General features: G+C 67.1%; 14 protein-coding genes and 1 tRNA gene. 2 read left to right on the top strand and 13 right to left on the bottom strand.

The window, feature by feature from the left end:
- Window positions 1-13: 13 nt before the first annotated feature.
- A tRNA-Leu gene (locus ACFPCV_RS00205) sits at window positions 14-100 on the top strand.
- 650 nt (window positions 101-750) lie between these two features.
- Window positions 751-951 carry a hypothetical protein gene (locus tag ACFPCV_RS00200; protein WP_378053129.1) on the top strand — a complete coding sequence of 67 codons (201 nt, stop codon included), beginning with the start codon at window positions 751-753 and terminating at the stop codon, window positions 949-951.
- Between the two features lie 41 nt (window positions 952-992).
- On the opposite strand, the gene ACFPCV_RS00195 is transcribed toward ACFPCV_RS00200, so the two are convergent.
- The 13 genes from ACFPCV_RS00195 to ACFPCV_RS00135 form a co-directional block, all read right to left on the bottom strand.
- On the bottom strand, window positions 993-1949 hold the full coding sequence (locus ACFPCV_RS00195; RefSeq protein WP_378053127.1) for a TauD/TfdA family dioxygenase: 957 nt from the start codon (window positions 1947-1949) through the stop codon (window positions 993-995).
- Window positions 1950-2280: 331 nt separating this feature from the next.
- A complete protein-coding gene (locus tag ACFPCV_RS00190) occupies window positions 2281-5427 on the bottom strand; it encodes an amino acid adenylation domain-containing protein (protein ID WP_378053125.1) in 3147 nt (1048 codons plus the stop codon).
- Window positions 5424-6377 carry a fatty acid desaturase family protein gene (locus tag ACFPCV_RS00185; RefSeq protein WP_378053123.1) on the bottom strand — a complete coding sequence of 318 codons (954 nt, stop codon included), beginning with the start codon at window positions 6375-6377 and terminating at the stop codon, window positions 5424-5426. The genes ACFPCV_RS00190 and ACFPCV_RS00185 overlap by 4 nt, the downstream gene beginning before the upstream one ends.
- A 16-nt stretch (window positions 6378-6393) precedes the next feature.
- Window positions 6394-7482, bottom strand: coding sequence for an amidinotransferase (locus tag ACFPCV_RS00180; protein ID WP_378053121.1), 1089 nt, complete (start codon window positions 7480-7482; stop codon window positions 6394-6396).
- Window positions 7483-7522: 40 nt separating this feature from the next.
- Complete coding sequence (locus tag ACFPCV_RS00175) at window positions 7523-7726, bottom strand: MbtH family protein (protein WP_378053119.1); 204 nt, start codon at window positions 7724-7726, stop codon at window positions 7523-7525.
- Between the two features lie 370 nt (window positions 7727-8096).
- Window positions 8097-9353 (bottom strand): ATP-grasp domain-containing protein, encoded by a 1257-nt coding sequence (locus ACFPCV_RS00170; RefSeq protein WP_378053117.1) that lies wholly within the window; start codon window positions 9351-9353, stop codon window positions 8097-8099.
- Window positions 9331-11154: an ABC transporter ATP-binding protein gene (locus ACFPCV_RS00165; protein WP_378053115.1), complete on the bottom strand. Its 1824-nt coding sequence runs from the start codon at window positions 11152-11154 to the stop codon at window positions 9331-9333. Before ACFPCV_RS00165 ends, ACFPCV_RS00170 begins: the two co-directional genes overlap by 23 nt.
- Window positions 11155-11160: 6 nt before the next feature.
- Complete coding sequence (locus ACFPCV_RS00160; RefSeq protein WP_378053113.1) at window positions 11161-12876, bottom strand: ABC transporter transmembrane domain-containing protein; 1716 nt, start codon at window positions 12874-12876, stop codon at window positions 11161-11163.
- 7 nt (window positions 12877-12883) lie between these two features.
- The gene (locus ACFPCV_RS00155; protein ID WP_378053111.1) at window positions 12884-21913 is read right to left on the bottom strand and encodes a condensation domain-containing protein; all 9030 of its coding nucleotides are present in this window, start codon (window positions 21911-21913) and stop codon (window positions 12884-12886) included.
- A 14-nt stretch (window positions 21914-21927) separates the two neighbouring features.
- Window positions 21928-22212: an acyl carrier protein gene (locus ACFPCV_RS00150; RefSeq protein ID WP_378053109.1), complete on the bottom strand. Its 285-nt coding sequence runs from the start codon at window positions 22210-22212 to the stop codon at window positions 21928-21930.
- Entirely contained in the window at window positions 22196-23692 is a 1497-nt protein-coding gene (locus tag ACFPCV_RS00145) for an amino acid adenylation domain-containing protein (protein ID WP_378053107.1), read from the bottom strand. The genes ACFPCV_RS00150 and ACFPCV_RS00145 overlap by 17 nt, the downstream gene beginning before the upstream one ends.
- 1 nt (window position 23693) lies before the next feature.
- Window positions 23694-24824, bottom strand: a complete 1131-nt coding sequence (locus tag ACFPCV_RS00140) for an acyl-CoA dehydrogenase family protein (protein WP_378053105.1) — start codon at window positions 24822-24824, stop codon at window positions 23694-23696.
- A 4-nt stretch (window positions 24825-24828) separates the two neighbouring features.
- Window positions 24829-25896, bottom strand: coding sequence for a ketoacyl-ACP synthase III family protein (locus ACFPCV_RS00135; protein WP_378053103.1), 1068 nt, complete (start codon window positions 25894-25896; stop codon window positions 24829-24831).
- Window positions 25897-25917 lie beyond the last annotated feature (21 nt).

The raw sequence follows: 25917 nt of genomic DNA, 5'->3' as shown, positions 1-25917 counted from the left end.
TACGCACCACAGAGTCCGAGTGGCGGAATGGCAGACGCGCTAGCTTGAGGTGCTAGTGCCCGACAAGGGCGTGGGGGTTCAAGTCCCCCCTCGGACACCAATCTTGGTGAGATCACACCAGCTATGCGAGATTTCACCACTGCCTTGATGTAGGTGCCGGTCGGTCTGTGGTACCGGTACCAGGCCCAGTTTCTTGCGCAGGCTGACAGCATCGTGTCGTGCGGAGCGCTGTTCGGTCCGGCCCTCCCCCGGCGGTGCCTACATCTCCCATCCACGGCCGAAGAATCGTGGTCAGTAACGATCGTGGAAGTGTGACTTCCGCTGGAAATCGTCACCGATGTATCCAGCCCCAGCCTGGCGGCTCGCGCAGGACTGTGCTCGGCCCTGCGGTAGCGCTGCGCGCATGAGCACGCGGTCTTGCTGCTCATGCTCTGGTCGCAGGCCCAGCCGGCGCGGGCAGGAGAGCCATCTGACCAAGCGGATCGCCGAAGCTCAGGAACGGGTCTGGTTCGGTGAGGTCTCCGGCCCGCAGAGAGGCCCGGTCGCGCTGCGTGCCAAGCCCGAGGGACGCCGGGTGCGCGTTCCTGGGCGCGTCACCGGTTATCGTCCGGAGGTGACCGACGCGGCGTCGGGTTTCACGGTGTCGGCCACCGCGAGCGGTGCGTCCCAGGCGACCAGGAACGCGGTCTTTCCGTCGCGTTCGAACCGGTCGGCAGTCTCAGCGAGCTCGGGTGGGATTGTCCAGTTCTCGTGCGAGAGCAGTGCGAGGCGGCCGAGGAGGACCGGCGTGCGTCGATGGTGCCGCGCATGCCCCGCCCGGTGACGATCTCCACGCCGGTGGCGGCGGGCACGGTGATGTCCCGGTCGGTGGCGCCGCTCGTGACGGCGGCGGCGATGGGGTGGCTGCTGCCGGTTTCCACGGCGGCCGCGCGGGCGAGCGTGTCGGGGTGACCGGCAACGTCGGGCACAGCTGTCGCGCGGCGGCAGGCCAGTCAGGGTGCCTCAGCCGGGGAGTGGACGTCCATAAGGCTCGCCAGCACTTTCCGGGTGCCTGTGAAGGGCCTGCGACCGTGAGCCATGCGCATGTTGTCAATCAACAGCACGTCACCCGTACACCACGGAAAGATAATCGCGGCGTTCCGAAAGGCGTCACGTACCCGGTCGAGGTCGGCCAGGTCGAGCTCGCCGCCGTCGCCGAAGTAGGCGTTCCTGGGCAGTCGATCGACGCCTAAGAGTTTGACCAGCGCGGCGGCGGGCTCGGGCGGAAGGTTCGAAACGTGGAACAGATGTGCTTGATTGAAGAACACGCGCTCACCGGTTTCCGGATGGGTCGCGACTCCTTGACTCACCTGTGCGGTGCGCAGAGTCTGCTCGTCCAACCACTCGTGCTCGATGTCGTTGGCGGCACAGAACTCCGCGAGCTCGGCGCGCGATGTCGTCTGGAACACGTCCTGCCACGACAGGTCCATGTAGGGCCGATAGTGGCGCAAGTAGCGGACGCCGCGCTCAGCAAAGCGGTCCACCAGTTCCGCACCGACTGCCGCGGTGACCGCACGCATGTCGGCGATCGGTGTCTCGCCGCCGGCCGCGGCGGGGGTCAGGCAGCAAAACGCCAACCGCTTCGGCCACTGCCGCTGGTAGGCGTTCTCGCAGTGCAGCGTGATCTCTTGTTCCTGCGGGTACTCGGTGGTGGTGAATACCCCGGCGGTGACCGAAGACCGCGGCGTCGAGCGGTAGACGTAGTCGAGCGGCTCCGGTGACAGCGCGGACACGACTCGCGCGAACTCGTCCGCGTCGCCGACCGCGAAACCGCGGAACAGCAGCGCGCCGGTAGTGCGCAACATGTCGTCGACGCGGTCGCGGTCGGTGTCCACGACCTCGGCGAGATCACGGGTGGTGGTCGGCTCGACCACCAGGGGTCCGCTCCCGGTCAGGATGGTCGTTCTCATGGTCATCGCTTCCTGTGTCAGGTCGCCGCAGCGTGGCGAGTTCTGCGGGGTCTAAGGCTGCGAGGTCAAGGTCGACGACACAAGCTGGCAGCGTCGGTGGACGAAGACGTAGGCGAGGGTGAAGTGGACCTCGAACGTGGCCGGACGTCGGTGACGAGGCACCGCCAGCGGGGAATGACCACCGCGAACCGGTGTCGGCCAGGGCGAGCGGCTCGGCGGTGTCGTGGTCGACGCCGGTAGACGGCTCTTCTCATCCAATCTCCCAAAGACTCCCGGACTCGACGTGTTACCCGACCCACACCGAGTCCTATTCAGCAAAGACAAAAATGGTTCACAATCCTCCTGAAGTAACCTGCTCGGTGAAAGACAGCGGTAACTCGTCAACCATCGCGCCGGGATCGGCCGTTGCGGCGGCGAGCAACGCCAGTAGGGCTTCTTGCCAACGACTCGCCGAGGCCTCGTCGAACCGGTCCGCCGCATACTCGACTTCGCCAGCCAGCCCTGTAGGAGCCTGCCGCACGCTCCAGGTCAGCGCGACCTTCGCCGTACCCGAGTGGACAAAATGCTCGGCGATGTCCAAGCCCTCGATGGCACAGCCGTCCAATGGTGTGGATTGCAGAGCGAACATCGCGTCGAACAGCGGGTTGGCCCCGGCGGGCGCGCTTCGCAGTCCGGTGCGGGACATACCCTCGACCACATCGACGAACGGCAGTTCCTGGTGGCTCAGCGCCTCCGACAACGCTTCGCCGACCCTCGCGACCAGCTCGCTGAACCGCATGCCTTCAGTGAACCGCAGTCGCAGCGCGACCGTGTTGACCAAGTAGCCGATCAGGTCCTCGGTGCCCGGCCGGTTCCGGCAGGCCACCGGCACGCCGACTACCAGATCATCAGTGCCACCGACCCGGTGCAGGGTCGCGGAGAATGCCGCGAGCAGCACGGTGGCGGCGGTCGACCCGCAGGCGCGAGCCACACGCTCGACCGCAGATGGGTTGAGGGAGCCGGACGGCAGTTCAACAGCGAACCCCGCAGTGCGGATACGTCCCTCCACACCATCGCGAGAGCCGATTTCGAGGAGCGGCAGGTCTCCGGCCAGCCGTCCGCGCCAGTAAGCGCGCTGCTCGTCCGCTTCCGCACTCAACAGCCAACGTTCCTGCCACGCTTGGTAATCGCCGTACTGAACGGCCGGCTCGGGCAACGAGTGCCCGCCGTACAGCCGTCCGAACTCCCGCCAGAAGACGGCCAACGACCAGGCGTCGAACACCGCGTGGTGAACGTTGAGCAGCCATAGGAATTTGCGGTCGCCGACGCGGAAGCAGGCCGACCGCAGCATGGCGCCGGTGCCCAGATCGAACGGCCGCGCAGCCTGTTCTGCGGCCAGGCAGGCCGCCTCCTCGATGCTGGCGACGTCGGTCACCGTGGTGTGGACAGGGCCGGCGGACTGGATGCGCTGCCAGATCTCGCCATCCTGAGCCTCGAACACGGTGCGCAACGCCTCGTGACGGGCGACGATCGCGGTCAGCGCCGCATCGACGCGATGCAGGTCGAGCGCGCCCAGGACGCGATAGCAGACGGGGATCGCGTAAATCGGCGCGCTGCGATGAACCTGGTCCAGGAACCACAGGGCCTTCTGGCTTCGCGACGCGGGGCGCCGATTACCTCGGGCACCCGCCGGCAAGACGGTCCCGTCCAATGCGCCGCGGCCGTGTTCCCGTTTCACCAGCGCCGCAAGCCCGACAACGCTCGGCGCTGCCCGCAGCTGAGCGAACGTCAGCGCCACGCCGGTCACCTCGGCCACCCTGCTGAGCAATTGCAACGCGCGCAGCGAATCGCCCCCAGCCGCGAAGAAGTCCTCGTCACGGCGAATGGGCCCGCCGTCGAGCACGTCTCCGACGAGGGATACCAGGACCCGTTCGAGCGCCGTCATCCCAGCGGTATCGGCGCGTTCGGAGCGCGTCGCCGCGACGGGCGGGAGCTGGGCGCGCGCCACTTTGCCATTTAACGGCGAACGCGGAATGCGGTTCAGCAGCACGATGGCCTGCGGCACCATGGCCTCTGGCAGCCGTCCCGCGAGCTCCGTGCGAATCGCCTCCTCGGACACGTGCTCGGCCTCGACGTAGGCGACGAGGCGCGATCCGAAGGGAGGGTCCTCGACGGCGACAACAACCGCATCCTTGACACCGGCGCAATGGTGGATTGCGCTTTCCACCTGGCCCGGCTCGACGCGGTGCCCGCGGATCTTGACCTGGCGGTCGGACCGGCCCAGGAACACCAGGGTTCCGTCGGTCAGTCGGCTGCCGCGATCGCCGGTGCGGTACATTCGCGCACCAGGAAGGCCGTAGGGATCGGGCCGGAACCGATCGGCGGTGACCGCAGGGGAAGCGTGGTAGCCGCGGGACAGCACCGGTCCGCCAATCCAGATGTCGCCCGGCAGGCCGTCCGACACTGGCCGCAAGTCGCCGTCGAGGATATAGAACACCGCACCGGCGAACGGACGGCCGATTGGAACGAGGGCGTAGTCGGCCAAGTCCGGGTCCGCCACCTTGACGCTGGGACGGTGCAACGCCACGCTGATCGTGGTCTCGGTCGGCCCATAGTCGGAGACCCAGTCGATCCTCTCCGCGCCAGGCAGTCGGTACCAGGCGGCCAGCTTCTCGACCAGGATCTTGTCCCCGCCGATGAACACGATGCGCAGGGAATCCGGCAGGCACACAAGCCCGGCAGTCAGGTCGTCCACCCACTGGTGCCAGTAGGCGCTGGGGAGACTGACCATCGTCACGCCGAGCCGGTCGATCAACTCGGTGAACTCCAGGCTGGTGAACCGGGGCCGGTCAGGCATGACGACCGCGGCGCCGCCGAGCCACGCGGGCAGGATCTCCTCCAGTGCCGCGTCAAAGGCGATCGCGGTCGACTGGAGAACCCGGTCCGCCGGCCTCAGCTTCAACTGGTCACGCAACGACACAGCGTGGTTGGTGAAGCTGGCGTGCGCAACCGCGACAGGTTTGGGCTTGCCGGTGGAGCCCGATGTGAAGATGCAGTAGGCGAGGTTGGCCGGGGCAACGGCGACGGCCGGGACTGTGTCTGGCCGATCGGCCAGGTCAACCCGTGCCAGGTCCACGACTGGCACGCCTGCGGGATCCACTGTGACCGGCCCGTTCCGGACCAGGTAGGTGATTCCGGCGTCGGCGATCATCGCTTCGGCGGCGGCGCCAGGCAGTGACTGGTCGATTGGCACGTACACGCCACCGGCCTTCCACACTGCCAGCATCGCGACCAGCAGGTCCGCCGACGGCTCCATGGCCACCCCGACCAGCCGCTCCGGCCGCACACCGCCGGCCACGAACAGGTGAGCGAGCCGGTTGGCCCGCACGTCGAGCTCACGGAAGGTGAGCGTGCCGCCGTCCCAGACCACCGCGACTGCGTCCGGTGTCGCCGACACCTGCGCTTCGATCAGGCGGTGCACACCGAGGCCGGGCGTCATCCGGCGCACTCCGCTTCGGATTCGTGCAGCATCGGCCGCTTCCGGTCGAGGAATCCGAGCATCGCGGGGACCGGACTGACGATGCGGGGCTGCGCAGCCAACTTGGCCCAGTGCCGTTCCTTGACCTTCGGCATCTGGGACCAGTGCGTTCCGGGGCTGAGGTGGTGCTCCTGGTGGTATCCGTCGTTGAACGCGATGAAGTTGTAAAAGCGGTTGTAGTAGCTCACCGAGTCGGATGCGCGGTCCTCTGGGTTCGCGCCGTAGTGCCGGTAGTAGTTCTGCACGTTGACCAGCGTCAGCGCCACGAAGAATGCCGGCAGATAGCACAAGAGCGTCCACTGCCAGGAGATGACGGCAAACGCCACCAGGGCAAGGCAGTGCGCGGCGCGGTCGGCCTGGATCTGGCGGAGCTCCCGGGTCCGCCGCTTCTCTCTGCGCGACGCCAAGGCGAGCAGCGACGCTTCGCCTGGCCCGACCTTCCACAGACGGGCCGCGGACGCTATGTCCTTGCCCCGGCCGACGACAGAATCCACGGCGCCGCCAAGAGCGTATGGCAGCAGCGGCTCGTGCTGCCCGTTCTTTCCTTTGCGGTACGTGGACGACGCATCGCGGGTGCGGCCGTCGACACCTTGCCGATCATTGTTGAAGCGGTGGTGGTTCCGGACGTGGCTCAACTGGTACGCCTGGACGGACTGGCCGATATTGACGGAGTTAACCAGCGACACCATGGCGTTCAAGCGATCGCTCGTGAACCACGGAACGTGGGTAAAGAGGTGCGTCACGACGACAATGTTGTAGGTCATCATCATGATAAACAGCACCCCTCCCCCAACCTTGGCCGGGAGCGGGGCCACGTCCCAGGTGATCGCCAGCGTCAGCGTCACCGCGAACTGCGTCAGGCTTATTCCGAACAGGATCGAGTCCTTCGGGGTATTTCTCCAGATTTTCACCAGTCATCCTCTCCGCTCAGAAATAGGAACACAGGCCGCCGCGCCGCCGCACGTCCACGGTCGCGCAGTGGAAGGAACCACCGAAACTGTTGAAGGACCGAAACGGGCACGGGATCGCGGTAATCCCCCAGCTCTCGGCGAAGCGGCGCATCGGCTCGTCCTGCGCCTCCACCACCATGCGGTGCTCGTCAATCATCAGCACGTTCATGTTGATCCACTTGCTGGTCATGTACAGCTGATGCCCGTCCGGGATCACCGGCCTCGGCGCCACGCGCACTTCCCAGTCCTTGAAGATCTTCGGCACCTCCGGCACCCGGTCCGGGTGGATGAGCAGCTTGCCAGGCGCCAGCGGCATCACGCTCGCGTCGATGTGCATCGGGTGGTCGTCGAGCAGTTCCAGCTCGTGGACCTGGTACGCCTCTCCCAGGTGCCGACGGACCCATTCGATGCCGATCGCGTTGGTGACGTGGCTGCGCTGGGCGAAGATATCCCGGCCGCACCGGATGAAGTCGGCTGCGTCAAACGTGGGCTCGAACTCGGTGATCACTGATCGAAACGGCTCCCCTTCAGGCTGGTCAACCCATCCATCGACGTACAGCTCGTCGGAAAGCTCAGGCTTGGGCGGGGAACTCCACCGGGCTCCACGCCGGAAGTACTCTTTGAGCAGCGGCCGGTACGCCGACGCCGCGTGGTGGCGCGACCGCCAGGCCATCGGCGCCTCGATGACGTCGTCGCCAACGACCAGCAGCAAATCCCGCGGCATCGCGTCATACAGACCGGTGCTCGACCAGCCCGGCGCTCCGTAAGTCCGGCCGTGGTCGCGTGGTTCGGGTCTGCGGACGGTGACACCTTCGCCTTGCAGGATGTCGACAAGCTGGTCGAGCTCGTCCCGCGCCGCGGCGATTTCCTCGGCGGGGAACGGTTGTCCGGCGCGTTCCCGGAACACGGCCCGCTGCTCCGTAGAAAGCGGTGCGCCGACCTCAACGTGCCACGGCGGGAAACGCGCGCCATCGACGATGCCGACGATCACCTCCTCCAGCGGGTCCCACTCGTTGTAGGAGTTGACCGGGCACTCGGACTCGACTGGGACTTTCGGTCCAGGCATATCAGCTCCTTTTTGGTGTTATGTCCACGGCATGGTAGGATCAAACGCCGTATTCCATGGTGTTCCGCAGGCTCGCCGGCCGCATGTCCATCCACAGTCGACCGATCCGGTCCAGGCAGGTGGACCGCGATGCGGGTTCGCCAACCCACTCCCACCCTGCGGGTGTCTCCGCGTCCGTGAGCCAGATCGAGCACTGATCCTCGTCATTGCGGACGATGGAATAGCTTTCCTCAATGTCCGACATGAACTCCCCCGGAAATCGGTGTGCGAAGTAGGTTACGTGCTTGTCCCGAGATCGGTTCACGCCGGCGTCGGCGTGAACCGATAGTTTGCCCACAGTTTGTTCAGTGCGCAGTCTCTGACAATTTCCACGGTCTCGCCGGGAGATCAACGTCAGGTTCGCACGGGTCACGATCCCGTTCTTCAAGGCCGAAGGTAGTCGGCTCACCACGCGGTCTTGTCGCCTCGCGTCGCCGTGAGCGGGCCGGAACCTCCAGCCGGTCAAAGATGGCGAGCGCCTGCAAGGCACGCCGTCCCAATGCACGTAAACTCAAGGCGATAGATGGCCGTCGTTGTACCGTGACTGTCAGGCAGTCCACCATGGTGCGCACTCCTCAATCCTCTTTGTTTCGCCGCCCGCCTGCCGATTCCAACTTCCATTTGATGCCGTTGTCGAGAACGTCCACAACGGCGCTGTAACGCTCCCCGAGTTCCGTCAGGGACCCGGCGTCGAGCCAAATGTCAAAGACCCGCCCCAGCGATCCATTCCGCCAGTCGAGCGCGTGCTCATTTTTGCGCAAGCGATCCACCCCGAAAACCCCAGGAAGTTCACGCAACTCCCGTATCGACGGCAACTCCGCCACGGCAGTGGCGGACATCGGCGGCTGCACCCACACCACCATGGCCAGCTGGCTCGGCGCACCGAACTCACCAGGAAGCGGGGCACCCAGCGCAATGTCCACTGCGAGGCGGACCGGATCGATGCCCGTGGCCCGCGGGACCAGCCGCTCCAGCGCGCCGCCCAGACGTCCGTTCACTTCGATGATCCGTGGCCCGTCAGGAGTCATCTTGATCTCGGTATGTACCAGACCGATCGTGATTCCGATCGTCTTGATGGCGCGCTCCGCCAGGTCGGTGATCGCGACTGCGGTCGTGTCATCGGGGCGCACTGGAAAGACGAGTCCACCTTCCCGGAAGGGCGCCACCAGTGGCAACCGCGCACTCATGCCGAAATGCCTGATCGCGCCGCCGGACACGACGCTCTCCACGGAGAGGTAGTCGCCGAGCCAGTCCACTTCGTACAGCTCAGCGCCGTGGAGGTATTCCTCCAGCACATAGGTGACGCCGGGGGTGAGCTCGGCCAGACGTGCAGTCAGCTCGTCTCGGGAGGCAACGAACACGGCGTTCTTGCTGGCGGCACCCACTTCCGGCTTGACCACTGCGGGGAACGGGACGTCGGCCGGGAGCGAAACCGATTCTGCCTGGTCGAGAGAGAAGCCGAAGGTGCGGACGCTGCCCACGCCGGCGTCGTTCAGGCACTGACGCTGCTTCAGCTTGCTCCTGAGCAACACGCAGGTTTCCTGGCTGTTGTAGGGAATCCCGCAGGCTTTGGCAATGGCCGCCGCGAGCTGCATCGTCGAGTCGGAGAACGTGACGACACCGTGAGGCTCGAACGGCGCCAGCTGCTCCAGCACCTGTGGCAAGTCGCCGTCGTGAGTTACCACTGGCGCCAGCTCGTGCAGCATCGGCACGGCAGGTGCGATCCGCCCGTCCTGTTCGTCAACGAGGAAGACGAAGTCGACCTGTCCCCCGCAAGCCGCTGCCACCTGTACCGGGCTTGCCGCTCCCTCAGTGAAGGGAACTATCAGCATCGTGTGCCTTCCTTGCCAGTTCTCGCCCGTCTGGGGACGCGCCGTGCCAGGACGACCAGAGCCGCGCGTAGGCACCCCCAGTCTCGATCAGCTCGGCGTGTGAGCCGAGCTCCACCACCCGGCCGTCCTCGACGACGGCGACGCGGTGGGCGTCGAATGCGGTGTGCAGCCGGTGGGCGATCGCGATCACGGTTCGGCCGGCCACCAGTGCGTTGAGCGATCGTTCCAAGTGCCGCGCCGACGTCGGGTCGAGCACGGAAGTGGCCTCGTCCAGGACGAGAACGTCCGGATCGGCTACAACGAGCCGGGCGATGGCCAGCTGCTGCGACTGGACCGGGCTCAGGCTAGTGCCACCGGCGCCCACGACGGTGTCCAGCCCGTCCGGCAGCGCCTTCACCCACTCCTTCGCGACCACAGCGTCCAGCGCCGACCAAATCGTCTCGTCGGAGGCGCTGCCGGCTCTCGCCGCCAGTTCCAAGTTTTCCCGCAGTGTGCCGCCCAGGACGTACTGCTCGTGGCTCACCAGGGCCACCCGGCTGCGCAGCTGGTCAAGGGGCAGCTCGATCAGCGGAGTACCGCCGAGCTTCACCGAGCCGGAGCGGGGACTGTGGATTCCGGCCATCAGGCGACCCAGGGTGGACTTTCCTGCCCCGGACGAGCCGACGATCGCCAGACGTTCCCCTTGCTTGACAGTGAGGTTGATATCGTGCAGCACATCTGGCCCGTCGTCGTAGGCGAACGTCACCTTGTCGACCGACAGGTTCCGTTCGCCGTCCGGCGCTTGCTCGCCCCCCGCGTGCGCTCGGACCTCGCGGTCCGGCGGAACCTCCGCCACGCCGATCAGCCGCGCAAGGGAAACCAAACTCGTCTGCACGGTGTAGAGCCAGTCCCGTGCTTGAGCGAGGGGCTGGGCGATCTGCTGCGTGTACAGCACGACGGCTGTCACGACACCCAGACTTGCCCAGCCATTGACATAGAAGTAGCTGCCCAACAGCAGCGCGGCGATGGTCGGCAGCCGGTAGCCGAATTCGACAGACGGTTGAAAGACCGTCCGCAACCGCAGTGTCCCGATGTCGGCGTCGTACGTGCCCTTGACGGACGCGTCGCCGGCCTCGATGCGCCGTTCTTGCAGTCCCAGCGCCTCGATCGTCGCCGCGCCGCTCGTCGATGCCGACAGCTGCTCGGTCACGTCAGCCGCGGCCGCGCTATAGGCTAGGTAGGCAGCTGTCGAGCGGCGCATGTACCAGCGAGTGGCCAGCACGACCGGGGGCACCGCGACAAGCATGACCAACGACAGCCCGGGGGACGCCACGAGCATGCCGACGACGGTTAGCGAGACGGTGAGGACGGCGGTCACGATCGCCGGCAGTGCATACTGGGCCGCTCGTCCCATCGAGTCGATGTCGCGGGATGCCCGTGAGATGAGGTCCCCGGATCCGGCTGCCTCGGCCGTGGACAGCGGTACCGCGAGGACGCGCTCGATGAACTCTTCGCGAACCTCGGCCAGCACCGCCTGGCTGAGCTTGCCGCCCTGCACGGTCGCGCCGCGGATGAGCAGGGCCTCCAGTACGACGAAGGCGAGTAGCGCGATGGCGATCCCAGTGACGTGCGTGACAGTCGTTCCGGACACCACCGTCTGCACGAGGTCACCGAGCAGCCGCGGTCCGACCAGCGCGGTCGCGGCCGCCGCTGCGTTCATCCCGATCGCGCTGACCAGCAGCCGCGGGTGGCTCCGCAGCGCCTTCAGCGCGTACCTGCGGGTCGACTTGGGGTCGGAGATCGGGAGGATCTTGGCGGACATCGTGGATCACTCCCCGCCTCGGTTGACGACGGCCCAGTAGGCCGGACACTCTGCGAGCAGTTCTCTGTGGGTGCCCACGGCGGTGACCAGGCCGTCTTTTACCATGCAGACCCGGTCGGCGTGGTCCAGCACCAAGGCACTCGAGGTGAAGACCACCGTGGAGCGGCCCCGGCGGTTCTCGACGAGCCGCTCGGCGATCCGCGCTTCGGTCAAGGCGTCCACGGCGCTCGTCGGCTCCACCAAGATCAGTGTGGCCGGTTCGGCGGCAAGGGCCCTGGCGAGCCGGAGACGCTGTTGCTGGCCAGTGGACAGGTTCTTCGCTCCGTTCTCGATGACAGTCTCCAGACCGTCGTCCAGGCCGTTGACTATGTCCACGGCCGCGCTCACGTATATGGCCTTGTCCAGCGTCGCGCGGTCGGCCTGGCGACCGGGCGGGGTGAGCTCACGGATGAGCGGGCCGCCGAAGAGTGTGTCCTCGTTGCGCACGAGCACGACGTGCTTGCGCAGCCACGGCAGCGGCAGTTTCGCCAGGGGCACACCCCCGATCGCTGGACTGCCCGAATCGGTGAACCGGGCCAGCCGCTCCGCAAGGCCGGTCGCGTCCTCCGCGTCCGCGCAGACGACCCCGAGCAAACCCGTTCGCGGCACGCTCAGATTCGACCAGCCGTCCGTAAGCTGTGCGGTGGCGGCTGTCGCCGCGAGCGGCGGCCCGGCTGGCACAGCGGGGAACTCGGGCTCCAGCCGCAGAAAGCCGGCGACTCTCCCGGCCGAGACGTATGCGCCCGTCATCGCGTTCGCCGCTTGCCCAAGCACCGAAAGCGGGAGGGTGAGGAAGGCGGCGTAGCCATAGAAGGTGATCATGTCCCCGACTGAGAGTTCGTCCTTGATCACGAAGGTCGCCGCTAGCCACGTGACCACAGTCGCGAACACCTTGGGTGCGAGCACCTGCATGGAGTCGAACCAGGACTGGACGCGGGCCACCTGCTCCCCAGCCCGACGCAGGCTCTGCGACTTGCATCGGTACCTTCGGCTGAAGGACCATTCGCCGCCGATGCCGCGCAGCACCCGCAGGCCCGCGGTGATGTCGACGGCCATCGCCGTCAGCTGGGACTGTGTGCTCCGGTAGGCGGATTGCCGCCGGTGCAGGATCTTCGTGAGGTACGCGGTCATAGCCATCAAGACCGCCGTGCCGACGAAGACGGTCAGGCCCAGCGGGACGGAAACGCTGAACAAGATGACGCCCACCACGCAGATGGCACCCACGGCGCCAACGGTTACCGAGAGGTTCTGGAAGCCACCGCTGATCGACATGATGTCGGCACTGCCGATGGTCGCGACCTCGCCGCTGGCGACGATCCTCGGCAGCGTCGCACCGAGCTTGACGACGTGCCGAGTCACCACCTGTACCGTCCGGTATTCGGCGGCGTAGACATTTGCCATCGCACTGCGGTGTCGGCACAATCCCGCGACTATGATGAAAACTGTCAGCAGCAGCGCCAGCATGGTCCAGCGGAGCAGTTCATCGGCGTCTTTGTTCGCGATACCGGATCCGATGGCCTGACCGAGTACGGCGGGCATCAGCGAAATTGACACCATCCACAGCGCACCCCACCACGCGCCCGATGCCACCGACTGCCACTGCCGCCTGCACAGCCACAACAAGTATCGTGCAGCGGACCGGTTGTCGGGCACGCCCGGGTCCGGAACGGGATACTTCTTCACCTGTCCCTCATTCTCCACGGGAATCGTGGGTGGTGTCCTGGCCTTCTTCCCTATCGGGTACCCAGGATATGTCTCGAGCCCGGACGGGCTCATCTGGGCGCCTCAGACCCCACGCGAGCCAGCGGCCGAACTGCTCGACGAGCTCATGAACAGTCGCGTACGACAGCACCGAAGTGTCGTACTCCCAGTAGATGTGCAGCCGTCCCTCCACCATCTTGACATCGACGATCAGATCGAGCTTTGGCTCCCGTGTTGGGAGCAAGATCCGCTTCGCGGGTACGCCGGCGAAGTCGAGGGCGCTGCCACCTTCGTCGTGGTAGGACAACATGACCTCGTAGAGAGCACGCCCACCGCTGTCCGGATGCGAAGCACGTGCGTTCATCACCTCTTCAACCCGGAAGTCCGTCCGCGTCAGAGCATCCGAGATCCGTAGGTGGTTGTCCCGCAGGATCTCGGCGAACGTCGCGTCGCCACCACCGATGGTCGTCCTCATCGGCAGCGTCTCCATGAACAGACCAACTGTGTCGCGGTAGATGGCGTCAAGCCGGTTCGCCACGGGAACCCCGACGACGACCTCCGTTTCGGAGCTCACCGTGCAGACGGCGAGCGCCAGCACGCTGTGGATGACGTTGAACTGCGTGACCCCGAGCCGCTGGCACGTGTCATCCAGGCGATTGAGAATCTCGCCTTCGACCACGCGGTGGACGACACGGGCCGGCTCACCGGCAGCACACTCGCGTTCGGTTCTGGGCAAACCGTGGGCACCCGAGACTCCTGCCAGGGTTTCAATCCACCATTCCGTGTTCGCCTTCGCGTTCTCACTCGACACTTCGGCGGCATAATGCCAAAACGGGACAGTCGAGCCGGGTTCGGCCTTCCCGGTGGCCACGATCTCCGTGTACAGCCGTGCCAAGTCCGTCAGGATGATCGTCTCCGACCAGCCGTCGAAGACGATGTGATGCACGGCAATCTGCAGATCGGCGGAGCCGTCCGGCAGGCGGTGGATGAAGGTCCGGCTCAGTGGCCCGCTGAAGACATTGACCGCGCTGTCCCGCCGCGAAAGTATCCGCGTGAGCGAATCTTCGCCGTCAGTACAGCGGACGACTTCCACGCACTCGCTGCTCGCGATCGCCTCACCCGGCACCGGCACTGGGAATCCGGATAATTCCGAAACTTGGGACTTGAGGATCGGGTGCCGATCCAGCACCGCAACGACGGCTGACCGAAGATGGTCGATGTCGATGCCAGCTTCAATGTGGAAACAGAGCGAAATCGCGTGATCAGCCCCGGTCCCCAGCTTTTCCAGGAAGAGGAATCGACGTTGCGCGTCGGTCATCTTGGCCTCGGCGGGGTCGTTTGCCGCCGAGGGAGCGACGTCCGGTTCCGGCACGGCGGCCGCGTCGGATGTAATCAGCGCGCACTGCTCGCTGAGCGTTACATGTCGGTAAAGCATGTCGAGTGTAATCGAAGCCTCGAACTCCTCGTTCACCCTCATCAACAGCCAGGTCACCAACAGCGAATTCCCGCCCAGGGAGAAGAAAGACGAATCGGTCGGCAGCTCGCGGGAGGCACCCAAGACATGCTGCCAGATTGCGGTCAGCCTGCCCAGGACATCGCTCGGCCGGGTACCGGTGTCCAGCTCGATCGGCGCCTTGTGTGAGGTGGTCAGCTTCCGCACGTCGACCTTGCCGTTAGCGGTCAGCGGCAACTCATCGATCAGCGTGATGACTTCTGGCACCATGTAGCTCGGCAGCGTGCGCCGTAGGGTGGTGCGCAGTTCCGCCTCGTCCTCCTGAGTCTGCGACACCGCTGCGGCAGGTACGATGTAAGCGCACAGCCGCCGCCCGTCCGCAGACACCGCGCAGGCACAAGCGGCCACCTTGTCGACACCGCCGATCGCCGCCTCGACCTCGGCCAGGCTGATCCGGAAGCCCCGGATCTTGATGTCGTCGTTGCTGCGGCCGTGGTAGCGGAACCCGGACTCGGTGAGCAAGGCCACATCGCCGGTGTAGTAGCCGATCGCGCCGCCCAACGCCGGCACGGCCCGGAACCCGCCTTCCGGTCGGCCGCTGTCGAGGTAACCGCGCGCGAGCGACGTACCGGTGATGACGATTTCGCCGCGCTGGTATGGCACGCAGATCATCTCCCGGTGCACCGCGGCGATCGCCGTGTTGCAGATCGGCGTGCCGATCGGCACCAAACCCCGCCGGACATCCTGCTCGTCGACCTGGTGCACGATGCACCCGACGGTCGCCTCTGTCGGGCCGTACTCGTTAAAGAACAAGCTTTCCCCGAATGTCCGGAACCAAGGTGCCACGACGGCGGAACTCAGATCTTCACCGCCGATGACGAAGACGTGCCGGGCCGCCGACGCCTGCCGAGTGACCCCGAGGTTCGACAGCGCCACCAGGTGGGACGGCGTCAACTTCAGCAGGAGCCGCTCGTCCGGCTGCTGGGCGAGGATGTGTCGCAGCCCTGCGATCTCGTTGCCCTCGGCCACCAACTGCAGGGTCAGGCCCGCGGCTAGCGCGAAGAGCGTGGTCGTGACGGTGGCGTCGAAGGACTGCGGACTGGCCACCACCGCGACCTGTGGCTGGCGATCGAGGTACGTCGCGGCACAGTGCGTCAGGTAGTTCACCACCGCCACATGGCTCACAGCCACGCCCTTTGGCCTCCCGGTGGAGCCGGAGGTGAAGATCACATAGCAGAGATCCGTATGCCCTATCGCGACCCGTGGCCAGGTAGAAGACGCGGCGGTTTCAGGGAGCTCGCGCCGCCGCACGACGACGACATCACCCCCGTTCGCGAGCGGATCGTCGTCTTCGGCAACGGCGAAGGCGATGTGGTGTTCCGCCAGGAGCGCTGGTGCGTTGAGCCGCAGGTACTCCGAGTCCATCGGGACATACGCCGCTCCGAGCTTATTCACCGCCAGTACTGTCACGAGGAATTCGGTGGACCGCCGCAGACAGACGGCCACCAGATCGCCCTGGCGAACCCCCTTCCCGTACAGGATTGAGGCCAGGGCATCCGACCGCGAGTCCAGGACTCGGTAGCCAACCGCAGTCCCGTCGGTGTCACGGACCGCGGGATGGTCCGGACGGGTGGCCACGCTACGCGCGAACGCGTCGAGGTAGCTCTGGTCTGCCAGCGGCACCACCGGACCGCTCAGCACAGCGAGGGACTGCCGACCGTCGGTATCCGTGCCGAATCGGAGTTCGCCCAGCGGCACTGAGGAGTTGCCCACCGTGATCTCGACGAAGGACTCGAAGAGTTTCGCCATGCCTTCGATGCGGTGCGCCGAGAACAGGCTCCTGTCGTACTCCCAGAAGATCACAAGCCGACCGTCGGTCACACGCGAGTTGAGTAGGAGATCGAACTTCGACTGGACCGTCGACGCCTTGATCGGATGCGCCAGGCAATCGTGGAACGGGAACTTGCTTGGCCCTTCCGGTTGGAGGGCCAGCAGGATCTGGAAGACCGGGTTCATGCCCGGGATGCGTACCGGGTTGACGTGCTCGACGACCCGGTCGAACGGGACGTGCCGGTGCGCGAACGCGTCCCGGAAGAACGCCCACTCCTTAGCGATGAGGGAATCGAAGGATTTCGTCCAATCTATGCGGTGCCGGATGGGAACCGTGTTGAGGTACATGCCCATCGCAGTGTTGTCGGCCTCGGTCTCACGACAGTCGAAGGGGGCGCCGATTACGACGTCGTCCTCTCCGGACAGGAACGAGAAGAACAGGCCAGCAAGGGCGTTGAACACCACGAACAGGGTGGTCCCGTGCCGCTGTGCGAGATCGATCAGCGCGTCGGTGGTCTCCTCGGGCAGCGCCGAGCGCAGCGACTTGCCCTCGTGGGTGGTGCCAGCCGAGCGCTCGCCGTCCAGCGGCAGCGAGTGCTGTACCGGCGCGTCCACCAGTTGCCTCGCCCAGAACTCGAGGCTCTCGTTACCCGGCCACTCGGTTTCGGCCAGGTACCTGAGGAAAGTAGCGCCGTCGTCACGCCAGTGCGGCTCGCGGCCCTGCAGGATCGCCTCGTAGCAGTTCCGCAGATCTTCGATGAAGATCGCATCGGAGACACCGTCGGCGATGATGTGGTGGATGCACATCATCAGGAAATGGGTATCCGGCGACGCGGTGACGAGGGCGGCCTCGATGAGGGGGCCGGTTTCGAGTTCGAAGGGTCGGTTGATCCGCTCCATGAGGATGCGCTCGGCGCGTTCCCGGGTCAGGCCTGGGATCTCCATCTGCGGCAGCGCGAAGTCCATGTCGTCGCGCAGCCGGAGATAGACAATGCCATCCTCTTCCCGGAAATGGCTCCGCAACACCCCGTGGTGCGCGACGACCTGATCGAATGCCGCCCGGAGAGCCGCGACGACCAACGAGCCCGTCAGTTCGAGCAACAGTGTGGTGTTGTAGAGGGTCGACGGCCCCGACGCCTTCGCGATCGTCCAGAAGCGCTGCTGCAGGGGCGAAATCGGCATCCTGTCCGCGGGAATACCGCCCGACACAACGGGTTGACTGGCACTGTCCCGGCTCGACTCGACGAACTCGGCGAAGTCCCGCAGCCTCGGCCGGTCGAAAACGGCCTTCGCGCGCAGTTCCCGGCCGAACGCCCGGTTGACGGCGTGCGCATAGCGGGCCGCCAGCAGGGAGTGCCCGCCAATGGCGAAGAAGTCGCTCTCCCTGTCGATCCGCACGGTGGCGCCTAGCAACTCCCGCAGGATCCCCGCCAGCCTGGCTTCTGTCTTGCCCACGAGCTCGCCGAGCGCACCAGCCGCTTCCTGCCGGGCCGCTAGCGACCGCAGAGCGTTGTGGTCGAGCTTCCCGGTCCGGCCGAGGGGGAACGTCGGCACCACGATGATCCGGTCCGGACGCATATGCTTGGGAAGCGCTTTCGTGGCCGCCACGGCCACACGGGTGGCCAGCTTATCGTCCTGCTTGCTTGCGGTGGGGGTGCTGGCAAGGGGCGTGCTCCGCCAATTGGGCCGGGCGACCACGACCGCGCTGTCGGCGTAATCCGCCGGGCCGGCCCGGAAGATCACCACGTCGAGCCTGCTGACCGACCCGCTGTCGTCGCGAGCGTAGTGTGCGCTGGTCCGCAACCTGTGTGCAGCCGCGATTGTCCGAAGCCGGTCGAGATCAGGGTCCGGTTCGGCCGGTCTCGTCGCCGCCGTACCGGCGGTCATTCCCCCCTTGGCCATGCGCAGCCGGTCGCAGTGGCCCGCGGTCCAGGGGTTGCGGATGCCTCGGACGACGGCCGTGCCGACCTCGCCGCCGGCGAGCGCCCGACAGAACTCGTCGAACTCGTCGAACTCGTCGTGGCGAACCTCGACCGAGTCCGACGGCTCCGGCCGGTGCAGCCGGTCCGGGTCCTTGGTCAAGATAACGTCATACCGGAAGTCGAAGAGCTCGTTCGAAACCGGACCGACCCGGGGCAGGACACTCACTCCGGCCACGCTGTCCCGCTGCGCGGTGAACGTGCTCCAGTACTCGTCGGAGACCAGGAGTTCCGCCACCTGGTCTGAGTGTGCGCGCATCGCCTGCAGGCGGCCGAGATCCGAGGGCGCGGCGCCAGCCGGAACCCGAAAGTCCACTATGGACAGGCTGAATTCGTCCAGCAGGTCGTAGTTGCGGATGTCGCCGATGAAGACGGTGCGCACACTCTCGACGGCAAGGATCTTGTCCAGTACGGCTTCCAGGTAGTCCAGGCTCGGGAAGTACTGGACGACCGAGTTGATGACCACGGTGTCGACGCCTGCCGCGCGGACGCGGTCGACGTGCTGGTCGATGTCGATCGCCTCGCATGTGAAGAACGACAGCCGGCCCGTGTCGATCTTCTTGGCGTTCTCCGTATTCACCGCGATGATCTGCGAGGAGAAGTCACAGGCCAGGTAGTTGTCGACGAGGCGACTCAGCGGGTAGGCGATGACGCCGAGACCGCACCCTATCTCCAAGACGTTCTTCGGTTTGATAGCGGAGATCCGCTCCAGCGTGCTGGAAAGCCAGTGGCGCATCTGGTCCTCGGGGAGCTTTTCGCCGCTGTACGAGCTGATCCAGCCGGACACGTTGAACTCGACGTCCCCGGTCACGCGCTCGGCGTAGGCGAAGTCGTAGACCTCCCGCCACTGGTCGACGACCGCGTCCGCGTCGATTTCTGGGGACACCGGCGCCGAGCCGTCGGGCTGGACGAACGCCACCATGCCTCGCTCGCCCCGCACGTCGTCGATGAGCAGGACCGCGGCCCGGCCCACACCGTCCGCGGTCTCCAGCACGTCCTTCACCTCGCCGAGTTCGACGCGGTACCCGCGGACCTTCACCTGGCTGTCCCGCCGGCCCAGGAACACCAGCTGGCCGTCGTTGCGCTGCCGGACCCAGTCCCCCGTGCGATAACCGCGTCCGCCCGCTCCGGCGAAGAACCCGCCTGTCCGCTCACCGAGGTACCCGGCGGCGACCTGTGCGCCCCGGATCACCAGTTCGCCTGCGGTGCCGAAGGGCGCCGGGGCACCATCCGCCGTCTCGATCGCGTAGCCCACCGCGGGCAGCGGCCGTCCGATCGGCAGCGCGCGGGTGTCCGGCGGATCGTTCACATCCGCGACGAAGACCCCGACGGTGGTCTCGGACGGCCCGTAGTGGTTGTACACCGCGACCGAGTCCGGTACGTCCCGCAGCGCCCGGATCACCGCGGGCGAGGCCGCCTCTCCCCCGAGCACCAGGATCTTGCCGGGTAGCAGCTCGGTGACCGGGTGCGTCTCGAGCAGGGCCGCCATGTGGCTCGGCGTGATCTTGAGGATGTCCGTGTCGTGCCGGCGCAGGAAGCTCCGCATCGCGGCGCCGTCGAGGATGTCGTCCCGCGCCGCGATGTCCAGCCGCCCGCCGGTGGCGAGCGCGCCGAACAGGACCGTGTTGCCGAAGTCGGTCGTCACGCTCGACTGCCAGCAGTACCGCGCGCCGGCGGGCAGCCGCAGCCGCCCGACCACCCCGCCGAGGTACGCGCGCAGGTTCCCGTAGGTGACCCGCACGCCTTTCGGTCGCCCAGTCGAACCCGACGTGAACACGTAATAGAGATCGGCATCCCCGGACGCCGGCACCCGGGGACCGCGGCTGTCCGCTTCCAGTGCCCGCACGTCGATCACGTCGAGGTCCGCCGGCACGTGCGCTCCTGCGGTCAGCAGGCACCGCGGCCGGCAGGCTTCGAGCACCGCGGCCCGCCGGGCCGCGCCGTCCTCCGGGTCGACGACGAGGTACGAGCCGCCGATCGACAGGACGGCCGCGATCGTCTGCACCAGCTCGATGGACTGCGGCATCTCGAGTGCGTACACGCCACCCGGCCCGTACTTCCCGGTGAGTGCCGCGCCGATCTCGCTGGCCCGTCGCGCGAGCTCCCCGTAGGTCAGGTGCCGCACGGCTTCGCTCACGGCGATCCGGCCCGGGTCCTCGGCCGCGACCGCCTCGATCCGCTCGAGGACATCGATCTCGCCGGCCGTCTCCGGGTGGTCGGTGCGGACCACGCCTCCGGTCAGCGACGTCCTCAGGTCCGCGACGGAAACGCCGAGGCCGCCGGAAGCGACCGCGATGATCCGCGCGAGCCAGCCCGCCCACCGTTCGACGGTCTCCTGTTCGAAGAGGCTGCCGTCGTAGACCCACAGGATCTCCCGGTTCCGGCCGCCGTCGACCGACACGAAGACCTCCAGGTCGAACCGGCTGCGTTGCTGGACGTCCGGCAGGACGTCGACGTCCACCCCGGGCAGGCTCGGTCCGCCCGCGCCGAAGTTCTGCAGGGCCAGGACGATCTGGAAGATCGGCGACCGGTCGGTGCGCTCGTCGATCACCTCTTGTACGACCCGCTCGAAGGGCACCTGCTGGAAGGCGTAGCCGAATTCGATCTCCGCCAGCTCGGCGTCGAGCACGTCGCCGAACGTGCTGCTCGGCCGGACCGCGGACCGCACCGCGATCATGTTGACGAAGAAGCCGATGGTGTCCTGGATGTCCGGGAGCTCGCGGTTCGCGATCGGGCTGCCGATGATCGTCTCTTCCCGGCCGCTGACGATCGCGACCAGGATCGCGAGGGCGGCGTGCAGCCCGGCGAACTCGTTCGCCCCGGCAGCCACGCAGTTCTTCACGAACGCGTCGTAGGTGCTGGCGGCAACCGGCTGCCGGACGAGCACGCCGGCGATCTGGCTCGGCGCGTCGCGGCTGCCGTCCACCGGCATCCCGTGCACCAGCGGCGCACCGTCCAAGCGCTCCCGCCAGCGGTCCGCCATCGTGTCGAGGATGTCCCCGGTCAGCACCTGACGCTGCCAGCGCGCATAGTCCGCATAGGAGCAACCCGGGTCCGCGGGGCTCGCGTCCGGCGTGTCGTAGAACCGGCGGAGCTGCTGCCAGACGATCGGCATCGACCAGCCGTCGCACACGATGTGGTGGATGTTCAGAATCACGTAGGACACGCCAGGTCCGGTGATCAGCCGGCACCGCACCGGGATCTCCCGGCTTAGGTCGAACCGGTGGCCCGACTCGGCCAGCTGGAGCGACTGCGCCTTCGCCAAGGCGTCGTCGGCCGTGTCCGCTTCCTCGCGCCAGATCGGCAAATCGGTGTCCAGGACGATCTGGCCGGTCGTGTCCCCCGCCATCCGGTAGACCGTGCGCAGGACGTCGTTCTCGGCGACGACGCGACGCAACGCCTCGCAGAGCCGTTCCCGATCCAGGTCTCCGCGGACGCGCACCGCCGTGACCGAGTTGTACTCCTCAGAATGCTCGGCGATCTCGTCAAGCAGCCACAGGCGCTCCTGCTGGTAGCTCAACGGAGCCACCGCGGCGTCCCCGGCGCCGGCCCTCCCGATCTCCGCCGACTGGGACAACAGGTGCGCGATGATCTCGGCCTTGTTCCGCCGTATGAACCCGGCTTCGGCCGGCGTCGGCTCCTCGGAACCGGCCGAGGTGAGCTTGCCGCCTTCCAGGCGGAACCGCACCCTGCGGCGGCCCAGCTCCTGGACGAAGGACAGTACGTCCAGGTCTGCTCCATCGGACACCATTGCCATCTGCTGCTCCCCCGTTACCGGCGCGTCGAGTCCACCGTCGTCCGTGCGCTCACCAGGGCACTCAGGCTCGCGACGGTCTTGAACGTGGTGGCGGTGACTTCGTCGAAAGCCAGGCTGACGCCGAACTCCTCGTGGACGTAGGCGATCATCTCGGCGGTGTTGAGCGAATTCAGGATGCCGAACTCCAGCAGCGGCGTGTCGATACCCAGCTCGCCTTCGGGATCGCCCGCCAGGAAGCTGGTACGGATGAAGGACAGCAGCCGGGTCGTTACCTGATCGGGCTCAGGGGGCATTTCCATGGGTGCCTTCCTTCTCGACGGCCTGCGCTCGCAGCTTGCCGGTGGCGATCTTTCCTCGGGTCGTCCGCGGCAGCTCCGGCACGAACCGGAGGTCCTGCGGGATCATGTACGGCGGAACATGGCCAGCCAGGTGCCGCCGCAGCGACACCTGTCCGAACATCTCTTCCGGGCGCCGGACGACGAACGCCACGAGCCGCCGTTCCAGCCCGCCCCCCACCGCGACGACGGCGACGTCCGCCACTCCGGGGTGACCGTGCAGCGCGGTGGCGACGTCCCCGAGGTCGATGCGGTTGCCGCGGATCTTCACGACGTCGTCGCCGCGGCCGAGGTAGTCGAAGGAGCCGTCGCCGCACACCCGGACGCGGTCGCCGGTGGCGTACGGGCCTTCTTGCCTCTCGCGGCCCCAGTAGCCTTGGAAGACGGTCGGCCCGTCGACGACCAGCTCACCCTCCTCGCCGGGCCGCGCCACCGTCCCGTCCGGGCGCCGAGCCCAGACGCGGTTGCCGCTGCACGCGCGGCCGATCGGCACGGGAACCTCGCGTTCCAGATCCGCCGCCCGGACCTGCCGGTAGGTGCACACGTTCGTCTCGGTCGGGCCGTACAGGTTGAGCAGGCGCGCGGTGGTCCACCCGGCAAGTTCCCGCACGTACGGGATGGGGAACGGTTCTCCGGCGAACAGCAGGGCCCGCAGTTCCTTCGGGGCGGGCCAGCTCGCCAGTTCTCCGTCGCGCTGCATCAGCATGAGCACGGACGGCACGGAGTACCAGACGGTGATGTTCTCCTGGTGGAGGAACTCGACCAGGAGCTTCGGCGTGTATGCCATGTCGGGCGGCACGATGGCGACAGTCGCGCCGGCCGTCATCGCCACGTAGATGTCCAAAACGGACAGGTCGAACGAGAACGGCGCGTGGTTGGCGAAGACGTCCTGCTGGCCGGCTTGGAGCTCCTCGGCGAACCACCTGATGAACGCCAGCGCATTGCCGTGGCTGATGCACACGCCCTTGGGGACGCCACGCGAGCCGGACGTGTAGAGCAGGTACGCGAGGTCTCCGGAGTCCGAGCGCACCTGCGTCGGCGGGGTCGGTGCGCCCAGCGACGCCGAATCTAGGTCGACGCATGCCACGTCCTGGAAGGCCGCCTCACCGGCCGCGAGGGCACGCGGCGCGCACAGGACCCTGGCCCCGGCGTCGTCGATGATCCGGCGGACCCGGTCCGGTGGCGCGAGCGGATCGACCGGTACGTACACGGCACCGATCCGCAGGGTGCCCTGCATCGCGGCGATCACGTCCGCGGACTTCGGGCTCCAGAGCACCACCCGGTCGCCGCGACGCACTCCGCCTGCGGTCAACGTGCCCGCGAAGAGATCGGCTCGCCGGTTGAGTTCACCGTAGGTCACCTTCCCGTCCGACGTCTTGACCGCGACGGCGTCGGGCCACCGCGCGGCGGCGGCCACGAGCAGGTCCTGGAGGTTCTCGGTCATGTCAGATCCCGAGGCCCTTCACGACGAGCTCGCGCTGGATGTCGGTGGTCCCCGAGAAGATGTGCAGCGGCAGGGCGTCCAGCAACTGCTGCCCGATGCCGTCCGCGGTCAGGTAACCGCGGGCGCCGAAGATCTTCACCGCGTCCACGCCGTTGTCGACGGCTGCCTCCGCGACGGCGGCCTTCGCGAGCGCCGCGGCGGCTGCGGCATCGGGATCGTCTCGGTCGACGAGCCAGCAGGCGCGGTACATCAGCAGCCGGCTGCTTTCCAGCCGCTGCTTCATGACGGCGATGCGGTGCGACACCGCCTGGAAGTCGCCCAACCGCCTGCCGAATTGCCGGCGACCGCGCGCGTGGTCGACGCAGTGCTGCAGCTGCCTGTCCATGACTCCCACGAAAATCGCCGGCAGGCACGCCCGTTCCCAGACCATCGACTTCGCGAACACCCTGCCGCCTTCGTTCTCTGTGCCCAGCAGGTGGTCGCGAGGAACCCTGCAGCCGGTGAACTCGACGCCCGCGGCCGGGCATCCCGCGAGTCCCAGTTTCTCCAGCGGCTCGGCCACCCGGATGCCGGGCAGGTTCCGGGGTACCGCGAACGCCGACATGCCGAGGTGGCCCCCACCGGGCGTCGTCATCGCGTACGTCACGTAAACATCCGCGAGGCTGGCGTTGCTCACGAAGGACTTTGTGCCGTTCAGCAGGTACGAGCCACTGTCCGCCTCAGCGGTCGTGGCGATCCGGCCGATGTCGGAGCCGGCCTGCACCTCGGTCATCGCGTTTCCGGCGATCACCGCACCGCTGCACATCCCGGCAACCAGGTCGGCTCGCAGGTCGCCGTGCGCGTGCTCGGCGAGCACGATGCCACAGGCCAGCAGGTGCGCGGCGATCCCGAACAGCAAACCGGGGTCGGCACCTCCCCGGCCCAGCGCTTCGAAGGACAACGCCGTGTCGAGCGCTCCCAGACCGCCGCCACCGTGTTCCCGGGGCAGGCACAGTCCGGTCACGCCCAGCTCGGCCGCTGTCTCCCACACGCTCCGGCCGTCCGCCTCCCGGTCCGGCGTGGACAGCAAGGTGCCGTTGTCCCGCAGCGTGCCGACGAGTTCCTGCTGCTCGTCGCTGAGATCGAAGTGCACCGCGTCACCCCCTCACCGGCGCGCGACCGGTGATCCTCAGCACCGCCGACTTGTACGTCAATCCGGGCGAATATCCGCTCAACAGCACGTGATCGCCTTCGACCAGCACGCCTTCGGCCAGCAGGTGGTGCAGCGTGACGAAGTGGTCGCTGGCGCCGAGATGGCCGATCGTGCGATTGAACTCCCAGGCGGACCGGTCGAAGGGAAAGCCGAGCAGCCGCAGGTAGGAGATGGCTGACTGGCGCGGCATTCCATGAGTCAGCACGTACTTGACGCCCGCGCGCTCCACCCCCGCCTCCTCAAGCGCGCGGTCCGCGCACTGCGTGATGCGCGCGTTGTGGCCCGCGAGAAACCGCATCCACCAGCCACCGGAGATCGCCGCGTCGCGAAAGCTCTCGGCGCGCGACCGGAAGTCGACCGAGGTTCCGACCGTGACGCCGGGCGGGAACAACGGCAGCCCGGAGCGATGGGCTCCTTCCATCTCCGAATAGCTCGCCGAACACAGCGACCGCAGCTCCACCGGGCCTGGCGCTCGGCTGACGGCGACCGCGCTCGCACCGTCGCCGAGGTAGGCCAGACCGTTGCCGAGCTGCCACCGGTCGATCAGCGGGGTGCCGAAGTTGTCGCTCGCCACGATCAGCGCGGCCGTGTTCTCCGCCGCGGCCCCGAGGTACGGTACGGCCAGCTCGAGCGCGGTGAAGAACCCGTTGCAGCCCTGCCGGACCTCGACCGCAAGCACGTCGTCGCCTAGCAGTTCCCGCTGCACAAAGTACTGCGGGCCCCAGCCGTCCGGGCCCTGGTGCCAGACTCCCGCGTAGAGCAGCAGCCGGATGTCGGCACCGGCGAGGCCGCTGTTCTTGATCGCCTCCGCGCCCGCCCGCACGGCCATCTCCGTCGCCGGCAGGTCACCGGCCACCGCGACGCCGCTGATGCCCGATCTGGTGGCGGTGTCCTCGTCCACGAGCCCGCGTCGCGCGGCCGACCGCACGCTCACCACGTTCGGTACGAACGCGCCGATACCCGCCAAGTGGACGCCTTCCACCCGGGTACTCGTGCCTGTTGTTCCCGTCATCCGCAGTCGGACTCCCCAGTG

The sequence above is a fragment of the Actinophytocola glycyrrhizae genome (assembly GCF_042653545.1).
GTDB lineage: Bacteria > Actinomycetota > Actinomycetes > Mycobacteriales > Pseudonocardiaceae > Actinophytocola > Actinophytocola glycyrrhizae.
The sequence above is the reverse complement of the archived record's forward strand: the minus strand, read 5'-3'. Positions and strand labels throughout refer to the sequence as shown.

Bases quoted from the DNA above. Each gene is read 5' to 3' on its own strand.
- ACFPCV_RS00195 (WP_378053127.1), bottom strand. From the start codon at position 1,949: ATGAGAACGACCATCCTGACCGGGAGCGGACCCCTGGTGGTCGAGCCG.
- ACFPCV_RS00190 (WP_378053125.1), bottom strand. From the start codon at position 5,427: ATGACGCCCGGCCTCGGTGTGCACCGCCTGATCGAAGCGCAGGTGTCG.
- ACFPCV_RS00180 (WP_378053121.1), bottom strand. From the start codon at position 7,482: ATGCCTGGACCGAAAGTCCCAGTCGAGTCCGAGTGCCCGGTCAACTCC.
- ACFPCV_RS00175 (WP_378053119.1), bottom strand. From the start codon at position 7,726: ATGTCGGACATTGAGGAAAGCTATTCCATCGTCCGCAATGACGAGGAT.
- ACFPCV_RS00170 (WP_378053117.1), bottom strand. From the start codon at position 9,353: ATGCTGATAGTTCCCTTCACTGAGGGAGCGGCAAGCCCGGTACAGGTG.
- ACFPCV_RS00165 (WP_378053115.1), bottom strand. From the start codon at position 11,154: ATGTCCGCCAAGATCCTCCCGATCTCCGACCCCAAGTCGACCCGCAGG.
- ACFPCV_RS00155 (WP_378053111.1), bottom strand. From the start codon at position 21,913: ATGGCAATGGTGTCCGATGGAGCAGACCTGGACGTACTGTCCTTCGTC.
- ACFPCV_RS00150 (WP_378053109.1), bottom strand. From the start codon at position 22,212: ATGGAAATGCCCCCTGAGCCCGATCAGGTAACGACCCGGCTGCTGTCC.
- ACFPCV_RS00145 (WP_378053107.1), bottom strand. From the start codon at position 23,692: ATGACCGAGAACCTCCAGGACCTGCTCGTGGCCGCCGCCGCGCGGTGG.
- ACFPCV_RS00135 (WP_378053103.1), bottom strand. From the start codon at position 25,896: ATGACGGGAACAACAGGCACGAGTACCCGGGTGGAAGGCGTCCACTTG.